The organism is Flavobacterium sp. (assembly GCF_039930565.1).
Lineage (GTDB): Bacteria > Bacteroidota > Bacteroidia > Flavobacteriales > Flavobacteriaceae > Flavobacterium.
On the sequence record NZ_JBDTTP010000040.1, the window covers coordinates 1 to 13827 of the forward strand.

The 13827-nt window shown below is 31.1% G+C and carries 10 protein-coding genes and 1 pseudogene; 5 read left to right on the forward strand and 6 right to left on the reverse strand.

Features of this window, described 5'->3' with window-relative positions; all coding sequences use genetic code 11:
* Positions 1-729: 729 nt before the first annotated feature.
* Positions 730-966 carry a hypothetical protein gene (locus ABI657_RS11185; protein ID WP_348097343.1) on the reverse strand — a complete coding sequence of 79 codons (237 nt, stop codon included), beginning with the start codon at positions 964-966 and terminating at the stop codon, positions 730-732.
* Positions 967-1163: 197 nt separating this feature from the next.
* Here ABI657_RS11185 and ABI657_RS11190 point away from each other — a divergent pair, with 197 nt between their 5' ends.
* On the forward strand, positions 1164-2900 hold the full coding sequence (locus ABI657_RS11190; protein ID WP_348097344.1) for a T9SS type A sorting domain-containing protein: 1737 nt from the start codon (positions 1164-1166) through the stop codon (positions 2898-2900).
* A 3-nt stretch (positions 2901-2903) separates the two neighbouring features.
* Positions 2904-3163, forward strand: a pseudogene (locus ABI657_RS11195) (IS1595 family transposase); the annotation flags it as partial.
* A 198-nt stretch (positions 3164-3361) separates the two neighbouring features.
* Here the strand turns inward: ABI657_RS11195 and ABI657_RS11200 are convergent.
* Together ABI657_RS11200 and mnmE are read right to left on the reverse strand one after the other, a co-directional pair.
* The gene (locus ABI657_RS11200) at positions 3362-3985 is read right to left on the reverse strand and encodes a DDE-type integrase/transposase/recombinase (protein ID WP_348097345.1); all 624 of its coding nucleotides are present in this window, start codon (positions 3983-3985) and stop codon (positions 3362-3364) included.
* Positions 3986-4036: 51 nt separating this feature from the next.
* Positions 4037-5425: a tRNA uridine-5-carboxymethylaminomethyl(34) synthesis GTPase MnmE gene (mnmE, locus tag ABI657_RS11205; RefSeq protein ID WP_348097346.1), complete on the reverse strand. Its 1389-nt coding sequence runs from the start codon at positions 5423-5425 to the stop codon at positions 4037-4039.
* Positions 5426-5605: 180 nt separating this feature from the next.
* On the opposite strand from mnmE, the gene ABI657_RS11210 reads away from it, so the two are divergent.
* Positions 5606-6439 carry a universal stress protein gene (locus ABI657_RS11210; protein ID WP_348097347.1) on the forward strand — a complete coding sequence of 278 codons (834 nt, stop codon included), beginning with the start codon at positions 5606-5608 and terminating at the stop codon, positions 6437-6439.
* A gap of 66 nt (positions 6440-6505) precedes the next feature.
* Positions 6506-8278: a DNA mismatch repair protein gene (locus tag ABI657_RS11215; protein ID WP_348097348.1), complete on the forward strand. Its 1773-nt coding sequence runs from the start codon at positions 6506-6508 to the stop codon at positions 8276-8278.
* A gap of 109 nt (positions 8279-8387) precedes the next feature.
* Here ABI657_RS11215 and ABI657_RS11220 read toward each other — a convergent pair whose 3' ends face one another.
* From ABI657_RS11220 to ABI657_RS11230, 3 genes are all read right to left on the reverse strand, one after another.
* Positions 8388-8813, reverse strand: coding sequence for an HIT family protein (locus ABI657_RS11220; protein ID WP_348097349.1), 426 nt, complete (start codon positions 8811-8813; stop codon positions 8388-8390).
* 133 nt (positions 8814-8946) lie between these two features.
* On the reverse strand, positions 8947-11250 hold the full coding sequence (locus tag ABI657_RS11225) for a TonB-dependent receptor (protein WP_348097350.1): 2304 nt from the start codon (positions 11248-11250) through the stop codon (positions 8947-8949).
* Between the two features lie 253 nt (positions 11251-11503).
* The gene (locus ABI657_RS11230) at positions 11504-12229 is read right to left on the reverse strand and encodes a DUF4198 domain-containing protein (RefSeq protein ID WP_348097351.1); all 726 of its coding nucleotides are present in this window, start codon (positions 12227-12229) and stop codon (positions 11504-11506) included.
* Between the two features lie 218 nt (positions 12230-12447).
* On the opposite strand from ABI657_RS11230, the gene ABI657_RS11235 reads away from it, so the two are divergent.
* Positions 12448-13608: an MFS transporter gene (locus ABI657_RS11235; protein ID WP_348097352.1), complete on the forward strand. Its 1161-nt coding sequence runs from the start codon at positions 12448-12450 to the stop codon at positions 13606-13608.
* Positions 13609-13827 lie beyond the last annotated feature (219 nt).

The following is a 13827-nucleotide window of genomic DNA, read 5'->3' on the forward strand; positions in this document are numbered from 1 at the left end:
CATTTTAAAAAGTGATTTGTGACACATCTTACTCTTTTATTTGATTTTTTGATTGCACTAAAAATGCGCGGTCATTATTGACTTGAAACAATGTGATGATGACAGTGATGGATTTAGTATTTTTAACTTAGAAGAAGCCATTGGCAAGATAACAGCAAGTACTTCAAATGAAACAATAACTTTTTTAGGACACTTAGAGATGTAGAAAACAATACAAATCCAATATCGAATACAACAGCATATCGCAACATAATTGTTAGTAATGATGCAGTTTATGTAAAGGTGAGCAATGTTAATAATTGCTTTAAAACAGCAAAATTAAATCTGATTATTACAACAACACAAATAGGTTTTGTAGCATCTCTGCAAGTTATTATCTTTAGAGATTAAAAAATATTAAATGAATACAATAGGGACATTGTTATCCCAAAGCTATTATTCTTCACGCGGTTTATTTCAAATTAAGATTTACATTGAGTGATAGGGATGTTGAAGAAATAATGAAAATGCGTGGAATACAAGTTAATCATGCTACGATTCAGTGTTGGGTATTTAAATTTATCCCTGTAATTGTTACAGATGAAAAAGAGGATCTAGCTGGCGAATGGATGAAACCTATATAAAAGTTAAAGATATTTGCTGTTATTTACATCTTGCTGTTGATAAATCGGGTAATACAGTCGATTTTCTTTTAACAGACGAAGACAGATAATGAGTATCCAGTCATTTTTAATTAGGGCAATAAATAATGACTGCAGACCAACGGTAATAAATATAGACAAAAGCGGCTACAACACCAGTGCAATAAGAGTTTACAACAAACGCTCTTTTTTCAATATAAAGATTCGACAATGCAAATATCTCGAGCAGAACCATCGATTTATTAAATGGAGAATACAAAACGCCTTGGGTTTGAAAAGTTGTGAATCTGCCAAAAGAACCCTGATTGGAATTGAAGTTGTACATATGTTGAGAAAAAATCAGATGCTTAAGCCTGTCATAAATATGTTTAAATCATTTTGTAAATTAGCGGCATAATTTTAACTCTGTGATTTCTTTCTGTTTTTATTTGGCAGATGCGACAGAACCCCATTTTTCATACAAAAAATAATACTTAGAAATCCCGAAAAAACAAATTTATAATTTATTAAAACAAACCTACTATGAAAACCCTTTTACAAATTATTGTGCTATTATTTTTTTATAATAGTTTTTCCCAGACTAATTTTTATGTTGATAAAGTCTCTGGTAATGATACAAATAACGGAAGCGCGGCCACTCCATGGAAAACAATTCAGAAAGCTGCAAATGCTGCAGTACCAAACAGTATTGTAAATATAAAAGCCGGTACTTATAATGAAAATGTAATTGTCAATGTCAGCGGTACAGCTGGTAATTATATTGTTTTTAAAAACTATCTGAATGATGTTGTACTAATTGACGGATCTGGCACCACTGGTTCGACATTATTGACAGTAACAAATAAAAGGTATTTGAAATTTGAAAATTTTACCATTCAGAATAAAACGGTTAATGATGCGCAGGGACTTTTAGTAGAGACTACCGGAAGCAATACTTCAACAGATTTAACTTTTACAAATATTAAAATAAAAAATATTAACTGGACAAGCAGTGCCAGTACTGTTCCCACTGAAACTAAAAATGCACAGGGCTTTATTGCTTATGGCCGTAACGGAGGAATAACCAACCTTACTTTAGATAATTGCGAAGTTTCGAATAATATTTTAGGATTTAGTGAAGCGCTCGCAATAAACGGAAATATTGATGGATTTACTGTTAAAAACTGTATTGTTCATGACAATACCAATATCGGAATTGATATATTGGGCCATGAAGGAACTGCTTCTCCTGCAGCACTAGACGAGGCAAGAAATGGTGTAGTAGCGAATAATATTTGTTATAATAATGTGTCAAATTATGCAACATCGGCCGGAATTTATGTTGATGGCGCAAAGAATATAATCATTGAAAGAAATAAATGTTACCAAAATGGCTGGGGAATAGAAATTGGTGCAGAATTGAATGGAACTGTGCAGCTTATAACAGTAAAAAACAATCTAATTTACAATAATCAACAGGCTGGACTTTCAATTGGCGGATACGATACAGGAACGACAGGTCAGGTAATCAATTGTATTGTTAGGAATAATACTTTTTTAAAGAATAATTCTTTAAATGATGGAACTGGTGAATTAACAATGACAAAAGCTTCTAATTGTACTTTTGAAAACAATATTTTTTATACAAATACTCAAAATGTATTAATGTCTGTTGAAAATATTACACCTCAAAGTAACAATACTTTTAATTATAACTGCTGGTATTCTCCAAATAACAATTCTAATGCAGTTACAGTAAACTGGAGAGGAACTTCTTATTCAAGTTTTGCCAGTTATAAAACGGGTACGAGTCAGGATAATAATTCTACTTACAGTAATCCTAATTTAACTTCATTGAATCTTACATCTCCTGACTTCAAATTATTAGCAGGCAGCGGATGTATTGATACAGGAAAACCAGCGACATTAATCACTACGGGCGAATTAGATTATTATAGTTTTAATAGAATAACAAATACGACCATAGACAAAGGAGCTCATGAATTTAGTTCTTTTTCATTGGGAATTAATAATAATCTAAAATTGAATTCGATTATCTATCCAAATCCTTCTAAAGGAAGACTGAATATTGTTTATGGTGATGCTGACAATGACACTTTTATAACCGTTTATAATTCTTTAGGACAGATTATTATAAAGAAAAACACGCCGGATTTATTTAATGAAGTAAATTTATCAGGAATAATAAATGGAATTTATTTTATTGAAGTCAATAGAAACAATCAAAAGAAAGTTATAAAAGTAGTTTTAGAAAAATAATATGTAAAAAAGGAATATAATATTGAACAAATTAAGAGTAATACTTCTGATTTTTTTATAATAAATACTACTATCCATCAAGTAAAATCATGGTTAGGAAGTACTTATTCTTGGATGTATGAGCAAAATATTGAAAGTATATTGACGAATATTGTTATCGATTAAATAGATCAATATACAAACAAAGTATATTTGACAATTTAATAATAAGGATTATAAATCGAAAATATATTGGATTACAAAGAATTAAAATAAGTACATAACTTTACACCTCTAAAAATTTTTTGGATAACCGCTTATTTGTATGTCGCATAACTCATGATAAAGCCAACTTTTTATGACTTATAATAATTATATTTGTAGAACAAAAAAAACGAAAAAATAACCGCGTTCCGCAATACAGCCGGCTGATTGACTAGTCCTAAATAATCGATACAGATTATTAGATAAAAATATTTTAATTAAACACCTGCAAAAACGTTTTTGCAGGTGTTTTTTGTTTTATAAGTTCTCATTTCAACTTTACTTTGTTCGTGCATTTGATTCGGCGTTAGCATATAATTAGAATAATGGGGTCTTTTGCTATTATAAATACTAACCGCATTTTTTACTAAGATCTTCATAACGGAAAGTTCTTTATTAAACTTATCAATATTAAATTCTTGTTTCAAAATACCATTTATCCTTTCTGCTACGGCATTTTCATACGGATCAGAGTTTTGTGTCATACTGCATTTTATATTATTTTTCTTTAACACTTTTTGATACTCATTTGCACAATACTGCAATCCTCTGTCTGAATGATGTATTAATGATTTATCGCCGTTCTGACGTTGTTTTATTGCATTTTTCAGAGCTATTACACTACTTAGAGTGTTCATATTATCACCCACATTAAACCCTGCTATTTTTTTAGAATAGGCATCAGTAATTAAACTTAAATAACATGGCTTTTCTCTTTTTCCAATATAAGTTATATCTGAGACCCAGACCTGTTCTATTTCTTGAACAATTTGTAATTTAAAAGACATACTGTAGTCTTTTTGTGTACGCTTTACATAGCGTAATTCCTGATGGTTTTCCATAATGACACTTTTTGTGTATCGCTATTGCAGGACAAGACAGTTTTGTGAAACCTATTTTCCGATGCAAAAGTTTGCAAAAATATTCCCCAGCAATTCGTCGTTGCTGACCTGACCGGTTATGAGCCCGAATTGGTATAAAGCTTCACGAATATCAAGTGCTATTAAATCGCTGGAAAGATTTGTTTCCAGTCCAAATTTTACTTGTGTAATTTCATCCAAAGCTTTTAATAGAGAATCATAATGCCTTGTATTGGTGACAATGGTTTCATTGTTTCTTAAAGCGCCTGTATTTACAAAAGAAAGCAATTGATTTTTTAATTCTTCGACACCAATGTTTTCTTTAGCAGATAACATCAGAATTTCCGGAATTTCTAATTTTAAGCTTATTATTTCACTTTCAGAAAGTTTATCTGATTTGTTTCCAATAATCAGTAATGGTTTTAATGGAAATTGATTTTTAATTTTTTCTAATTCCACTTTTAATTTTAAACCTGAAACTTTAAATTCAGCACTGTCAAACAAAAATATGACAACTTGTGACTGTTCGATTTTTTCGAATGTTTTTTTGATTCCAATACTTTCAACAATATCTTTTGTCTCACGGATCCCTGCCGTATCGATAAATCTAAATCCAATTCCACCAATCACTAATTCATCTTCAATTGTATCACGGGTAGTTCCGGCGATGTCCGATACAATAGCGCGTTCTTCATTTAATAAAGCATTCAATAAAGTCGATTTACCAACATTTGGTTCTCCAACAATTGCAACCGGAATTCCATTTTTAATGACGTTTCCAACTGCAAATGAATCAATTAATCGCTTCAATACAAATTCTATTCGGTTTAATAATTCATGAAATTGAGTTCTGTCAGCAAATTCCACGTCTTCTTCTGCAAAATCCAATTCGAGTTCAATTAAGGAGGCAAAGTTTAAAAGTTCTTCCCGTAATTTTGCAATTTCATTGCTAAATCCGCCTCGCATTTGCTGCATTGCAATTTGGTGTGAAGCTTCATTATCAGACGAAATCAAATCGGCAACAGCTTCTGCCTGAGATAAATCCAGCTTTCCATTTAAGAACGCTCTTAGGGTAAATTCTCCCGCATCTGCCATTCTACAGCCTTTTCTCAATAATAATTGAATAATTTGCTGCTGAATATAAGTTGAACCGTGACAGGAAATTTCTATAGTATTTTCTCCAGTGTATGAATTAGGTCCTTTAAATACTGAAACCAAAACTTCATCGAGAGTTTTAGAATCATCTATAATATGTCCCAAATGTAACGTATGCGTTTTCTGTTTGTTTAAATCCTTGTTTTTAATTGATTTAAAAACTGAATTTGCAATAACTATAGCATCTGAACCCGAAATTCGAATAATGGCAATTGCTCCCGCTCCGGCAGCTGTAGCTAATGCAACGATAGAATCTTGATTTATCATGTTGCAAAGGTATAAAAAAAGCACATAATAAAGGACATAAGCTGGTTTGAAACCTTTTATGCTCTAATGATTAAAACCAATTTAATTAAAAATTATTATGTTAAATTACTGATAATTGTCAGGTTATTTTATTTTGAGAATGATTAAATTTGAGAGGATAACTTTCTAAATTTGACCAAAATGAAAAAAATATTATTACCTACCGATTTTTCTGACGCGGCAACAAATGCTTTTGTTCATGCATTGGAGTTTGCTAAAATTGTAAATGCAGAACTCATTTTGTTGCACACTTTTGAAATCCCGATTTACGATAGTCAGTTTTTTCCTGAAAATTATGCCTCCATATATAATTCGATAGAATTGGCAAATTTTGAAATGTTTAAAGATGAAATTCCGAAACTACGAACAATTGCTATGGAACGAAATTTACAAGACATTGTCATAAAACACCGTTTAATGGATGGCGATTTAATTTATAACCTGAAAAATGCAGTGAAAGAAGATCAGATCGATTTTGTAATTATTGGTACAACAGGAGTTTCTGACTGGACAAAATTTTTTCTTGGTTCAAATACCAATTCTGTAATTTCAGAAGTCGACGTCCCCGTTTTATGTGTTCCAATTGATGCTAAATTTAAGAGTATAAAAACAATAGGATTCACTACCCGATATCGTGAAAAAGATAAAAATGAATTAAGAAAAGTATTAAAAATTGCAAAAAAAACAAATGCAAAAGTAAAAAGTTTATATGTTAAAACTTCTTCTTCAGATGTTTCTGATGCTACATTCAAGGACTGGGAAGCTGAGTTTGCTAATGATAATGTAGATTTTTTAATTATTCCAAGTGATGATGTCAAAGAAATAATTCTTGATTTCATTCTTTATAAGGATATAGATATCCTGACGACAATTAAACATAAAAAATCTTTCTTCGAAAATTTATTTGATTCAGGCTTTTCAAAAAAAATCACCAAAGAAGTTTCTGTTCCTGTATTGGTTATGCATGAAACCTAAAAATCAGTTTTTTTACTATTATTTAATATTGCAAAACCTATATTTGTATTTCACCAAATAATTAAAATGGAAGTATATCAAAATAAGGTTGCACATTATAACGAAGCATTTCAAAAAATCAATAAAAGATACAACGGTATTAGTATCCTGCGTTTATTAAGTGTTTTTCTGTGTTTGTTTTTATTGTTTTATTACATTAAAACAAATGAAAATCTATACGTAGTTTTTGCTTTTGTCTCTTTTATTGGTTTTATTTTTTTAATGAAACTTCATTCCAAATTATCTTTACAAAAAGAACTTACTTCTGCACTTTTAAAAATTAATAAAAATGAGATTTCTTTTCTGAAAAGGGAAGTATTTCCTTTTGAGAATGGAATAGAATTCAATGATTTTCATCATCCCTATGCGTATGATTTGGATATTTTTGGTGATTACTCCTTATTCCAAAATCTAAACAGAACGGCTACTTATATCGGTAAAAAGACACTTGCTGATCAGTTATTAAGGCTGAATGATAATGAAACCATTATTGCAAATCAGGAAGCGATAAACGAATTGAAATCAAAAATTGACTGGAGACAGGATTTTCTTGCTTTGGCAACTGTGAGTCATGACATGAAGGATTCTTACACATCATTAATGCATTGGAATTCAAATAACAACAATTCTTTACCTAAAGTTATAGTAGCTTTGTCATTTATAATGCCAACTTTGTTTTTCGGATTGTTAGCAGCCTATTTTATTACTTCAAAAACGATATTACTTTCTTATCTGACTTATGTTTTTATAGCCAATTTAATTGTTTTAGGAAGAACACTTAAACGAATTCAATCAGAAATAGCAAAGGCAGATAATATTGATAAAATTATAAAACAATATAGTTTATTGGTTCAGAAAATCGAAACAGAAACTTTTCAATGTAAAAAACTGATTGATTTACAGCAGCAGTTGATATTCAAAAAAACAAAGGCAAGCAATCACCTGAAACAGTTGTCAGAATTGTTTTCCCGAATGGATACAATAAGCAATTTAGTAACTGCGGTGGTATTTAATGGTACATTCTTATTTAATCTTCATGTCCTGAAAGCACTTTTAAAATGGAAAGATGAGTACTCATCTGAACTTGAAAAATGGGTTGACGTTATTGGAGAAGTCGAATCCTTAAATAGTTTAGCAAATTTAGCTTATAACAACCCGGACTTTGTTTTCCCGGAAATCAATTCTGAATTCAAAATCGGATTTTCAGATTTAGGGCATCCTTTATTAAATCCGGCAACAAGAGTTGGTAATGATACACATTTTTATCCCGAATCATTTATGATTTTAACGGGTTCAAATATGTCCGGCAAAAGCACTTTTTTAAGAAGTCTGGGGGTAAATATGGTTTTAGGCGGGATTGGCTCAGTTGTTTGTGCTTCAAAAGCAAATATTCATCCACTTCCAGTTTTGGTTTCAATGCGATTGTCTGATTCTTTAGCCGATAGCGAATCTTATTTCTTTGCCGAGATTAAGCGTTTAAAACAAATTATGGATGCGTTGGAAGCTAAACCCGCTTTTGTTTTATTAGATGAAATTTTAAGAGGAACGAATTCTGATGACAAACGCAATGGAACTATTGAAGTAGTAAAAAAAGTTATAGCTAAAAAAGCAATTGGTGCAATTGCCACGCACGACATCGAGGTTTGTTTAACGACAAATCAATATCCTGATATTTTAACCAATCAATGTTTTGAAGTCGAAATTGCAAATAACGAACTCCATTTTGATTATAAACTTCGCGCCGGAATTTGTAAAAACAAAAGCGCTACTTTTTTAATGCAAAAAATGGGAGTTATTTAATACTGAAATACCACTTAGTCCGTCAAATAATAAAAAAACTTTTTCTGCTTTTAAATATAAAGAGGCAGAAAAAGTTTTTATTTAAGACATAAAAAACAAATGGAGGCTTTTATAAATTTGCTTTAATTTTGCCTATAACAACATCATAATCTTTGTCGGACAAATATGTTTTTTGAGGATTCATTTCAAAAACACTTCCAAACCCGTAACCATCCTGGTATTTAGGAACAATATGTACATGCAAATGTGATAAGGTGTCACTAAACGCACCATAATTAATTTTGTCAGGATTGAATGCTTTTGTAATCGCTTGGGCTACAGTAGCCACATCTTCCATAAATAAATTACGTTGTTCTTCGCTTAATTCATAAAGTTCAACTGCATGATCTTTGTAAACTACATTGCAGCGTCCTGCATAGGATTGTTCTTTGAAAAGGAAAAGCTGGGATACTTTTAAATCTCCAATTTTTATCATTAATTGGTGTAAGGTGTCATTGTTTTGGCAATAAAGACATTCTGAAACTGGACTTGGCATATTTTTATATTTGGTCAATTAATAGTTTTATCGGCAAAAATACTTTTTATTTTAAAATAAAAAACTTTTCCTGCTTTTCAAAAATGAAAGAGGCAGGAAAAGTTTTGGTATAAATAAAAATCAAATTTATGTGCTATAATTTATATCGCAGGCTTACCATAAATTGGCGTGGCGCAATAGGATTTACACTATAATTCTCGTGTACTGTATAATTCAATTCATCTGTAATGTTTGATACTTTACACAAAAGCGATACTTTTTTCCAGTCATATCCTACTGATGCATCAAAAGTTGTATAGCCTTTTATAGGAATATCCCTGTCTCTGATAGTGATAATATATTTTGGGTCATTTGGATTAGTAGGTACTGGTTTAATTTCTGTCCACAAATAGTCATCATTCCAACCTCCGGTACGATCACCAATATAATTTCCAATAGCCCCAAAAGTAAGTCCCTTTAATTTACCATCATGCAATTTGTAGAAAAAACTTAAATTAGCAGTATGTTTTGGTGTTCTTGCCAAAATATCACCAACTATAAGACTACCGTTTGTTCCTGATGATTTAGTAACTTTTGTTTCATTAAAACTATAACCTGCCATAATATTTAATCCTTCAACAGGTCTGGCAGTAACATCAACTTCAAATCCTTTTCCTTTAGTTGCTCCCACCAATTCTTTTAAAGTATTAGATGCATTTTGAGTAACACCATCTGATAAAAATTGAGCAGTTTGTGCTAAATTATTATTAGAGATTTGATATGCTGTTAAATTAGTACTTAAAAGACCTTTCCAGAAATCTTTTTTGATACCCACTTCATATTGATCAATAATAGACGGGTCTAACGGTTTAGAATCTACCGTTGTTCCTGTGTTAGGAGTAAAAGAGTTAGAGTAACTCGCAAATAATGATAAATCAGTTGTTGGTTGAATTACCAAACCTGCTTTTGGAGAAAATGCTCTGTTTAAGCTTTTTGCTCCTTTTGTAGGTATCGAATTTTCGTAAGAAGTAGTAATTACATTTGCATTGTTTATTTTTTTAATTTCTTCCTTAGTTGTAGTAGCTTCACTTTCCTGCCATGACCAACGCAGTCCTGCCAAAACTTTAATATATTGATTAATAGAAATTAAATCTTGTGCAAATAATCCGAACCTTTTTGTGTCGGTATAAATTAATTGTGTAATTCTATTATTAAAAGGCACATTATAACTTTCTTTACTGTAGTCATAATTAAATAGATTGATAGCATTAGATTCTGTAGTTATAAGATCTGCAGGTTTTGCAGCATCGTAAAAACCAAAAGTATAACTAGGAGCTATAGAATTTTCATAATCTGCACCTGTAAATATCTGGTGTTTGATTTTTCCGGTATTGAAATTTCCTTGTAAACTTAATTGGTCGCCAAATATTCTTTCTGCTCCGTCAGATTTTGTTAAACCGCGTTTCCAATTTCCCTGTGCATCAAGTGTACTTATTTGTGCTGTAGATGTTTGTGTTCTTCTGTACGATTGGAAAGAAGAATTAAAACTTAATTTCCAATTATCATTAAAACTATGATTCAATAATAGGGAAGCACTTGAAGATTTGGTGTTTCCTGTTGACCAAAGCGCTCCATAAAACTCGTTGCGGGGTAAATCTAAGAGTGTTTTTCCTATAATTCCCGTTCCAAAGTCAGGAGTCCAGTCAGCACTTAAATAATCTCCTTGTAATGTGATTTGTGTTTTGTCTGTAATAGTAAATAAAAACGAAGGGTTGATGTAAACACGTTCGTTTCTTACATAATCCCTAAAGCTTTCAGAATTTTCATAAGAAGCATTAAACCTGTATGCTATTGAATTATTCAAAGGGCCATAAATATCAATTGCTGGTTTGTAAAAAGCATAACTTCCCATTTGCATGGATAGTTCGCCGCCTTCTGTAAATTTTGGGGTTTTGGTAACTAAATTTAATATTCCGCCCGGTGCAACATTTCCATATAATAAAGCCGAACCACCTTTTAAAAATTCTACTTTTTCTAAAGAAGAAACCTCTGGTATTGATCCTGCATTATATCTAAATCCATTTTTAAACATATTGTTGGCTCCCATATCATAACCTCTTGAAAAGAAAGATTCCTGAGCGCCACCACGAGCAGAACCAACATATATACCGTTGGCATTTTTTATAACTTCACTTAAACGTATAGCTTGTTGCTGCTCAATAACTTCACTTCCAATTATCTGTACACTTTGTGGTAAATCCATTGCCTTAATGCCTGAACGGGCAGCAGATATTGGTTTTTTTGGTTTATTTGCTGTTATTGTAACTTCATTTAAAACTTCACCTTTTTTATTTTTTACAGTATCATTTATTGCTGAAGCATAATCGTTCCCGGAATAATCCTGACTATAACTTGCCAAACTTAAAAACGATAAACTAAAAAGTAAGATATATTTCATTGTTGTTTATTTAGAATAAATTAAAATAATTTTTGCAAATATAATAGCTAAATCTTTTATTTAAAAGTTTATTTAGACTTATTATTATTAATTATATAACTATTTACATGTTAATTGTTTACAAAATTAAATACCAGAAAAAATTGTAAATAGCATTATAATTTGCGGTTAAAGCTTATTTTAGTATTTAAAAAAAAGCCTTTCAAAACAAAGTCAAAGACATAGAAACTATGTTTAAACAATGTTTTTTGAATTATTTTACAATGATTAAATGAGTTGCCATTTTCCAGATTTCATCATGTTTTTTCCCGTTGTGCTCTCCGGATAGTTTCTCAGTATAAGCAAATTCAACCATATAACTCCCTGACCAAAGTGGTGTAAATGAAATCTCTCCTTTATCGTTTGTCCATAATTCCTTTTCCCAGCCATTTGGAGCAATGACTTTTAGTTTCTGGCTTTTTGCAGGTGTACCCTGGTACAATGCAGATACATTTATTTTCACATCCTTTTTAGCTATATCAGCATTCTCAATAAATAATCCAATTACATTATTATTGGCAGTTGCATAATTTCCTGATTTTTTATTAGCCACTACAACAGTCGCACTCGAGTTATAGTCTAAAACCATAGTGCCGTAAACATCCTTTACCTTATGGTGCATTACTACTGTATAAACACCCTCTTCATCCGGTGTAAAAAAGCCCTGATATTTATTCTCTAAAGCTTTCGTAGTAAGTTTAGTTTCTTTTTTTGAAGGGGAAATTAATACCAAAGTGAAATCTTTTAAATCTGAAAACCACTTTTCTGATTTTGTGATGTCATTATCAGAAAATTCCCCAAAGTAAATTGAAATTTCATGTGATTTTCCTTTTATACCTGTAGAATTAGTTTCTATCCAAAGGGCATGAGCAAATAATGAAGGTGTTGCCATGAGCAGGAAAAATAATAGAATTGCTTTTTTTATTGTAATTGATTTCATTAAGTCGTTTTAAAGTTTATTAATTTTTCACAAACTTAAAACTTATTTAGAATAAATAAAAATAATAATTCATTTATTTATATTTAAATGTTATAATTAATAACAAAACATTAAAAAGTTTTTAACTGTAAAAAGAAATGAAAAAATAGCAACAATCATCATATCCATCAATCCAATTTAAATGTTAATTTTGCATTCAATTAAATCTAAATCGCTAGATGATTTTTCCCTACTTTAAAAAAATACAGCATACTCCCAAAGGATTTAGGTTAGCTAATACGGTGTTTTTTTTTCTTTCCGGATTCGGATATTCATCCTGGGTATCGAGAATTCCACATATACAGGCGCAACTTCATTTGTCTGAAGCGCAGTTCGGGGCTGTATTATTCGCATTTCCAATTGGTTTGATGCTTACAATGCCTTTCACAGGTATGTTGTTAAATAAATACAGCAGCCGTTATATTATGCTGTTAGGCGCAATTATGTTTAATATTGTCCTGTCTTTGCCAGGTTTAGTTGGTTTTGTGTGGCAGTTGGTTATTGTACTTTTAATTTTTGGAGCCTCTCGTAATATTTTTAATTTATCAATTAATGCACAATCCCTGGAGGTTCAAAAACTATATCCAAAATCAATTATAACCCGTTTTCATGCCGTTTGGAGTATAGCGGTTTTTTCAGGAGCAGGTTTAGGCTATGTCATGGTAACACAACATATTGCACCTTCACATCATTTACTTGGTGTAAGTGTTCTTATGATGGGGTTTACGGCTTGTTTTTATCCAATGAGCATTCACAATCAGCCAGTACCTGTTAAAAAGAAGTTTTTTTCAATGCCAGAAAAAAATCTTATTAAGTTTGCCATAATTTGTTTTGTCTCTATGGCCTGCGAAAATACGATGTACGATTGGAGCGGTATATACTTTGAAAATATATTGCATGCTTCTCCTAAATTAACCAGTGCTGCATTTGTATTTTTTGCAACTGCCGTAACGTTAGGCCGTTTGTTTGGGGATTATGGAGTAATGAAATTTGGGACTAAACAAATTCTGTTTTACAGTGGTATTTTAATCACTTTAGGATTTTTCATTTGCTTTATACTGCCGTATGCCTATCCCACTATTTTTGGTTATGTTTTAATTGGAGCCGGTGTTTCCTGTGTGGTTCCTTTGGTGTTTGGTATTGCCGGGCGATCATCAAAATTAAACAGCGGCTCTGCTATAACTTCTATATCTACAATTGGCTATCTGGGTTTTTTGTTAGTTCCGCCCATGGTTGGTTTCATCTCTGAATATCTGAGCATGAAATGGGCATTTTTAATAATGGCCCTTTTAGGAATACTGATGATTTTGATGGTAAATAAGATAGGGGAGAACGAGTAAAAAGAATTGCTGTGAAGTCAGATGCTTATTTTTTTATAGATGTTATTCTTCTTTAAGAATTTTTAATTTCAGTTTTTTATTATGTTTTCGGCTGTTAATTTTACTACTTAATATCCAATATATGGCAAATCCGAAAGCTAAAGTTAGTACTATTGAAATTAAATTTATTCCCCACAAGAGATAAATTATACCTAATAAAAATATTAGAAAGATTTCTAT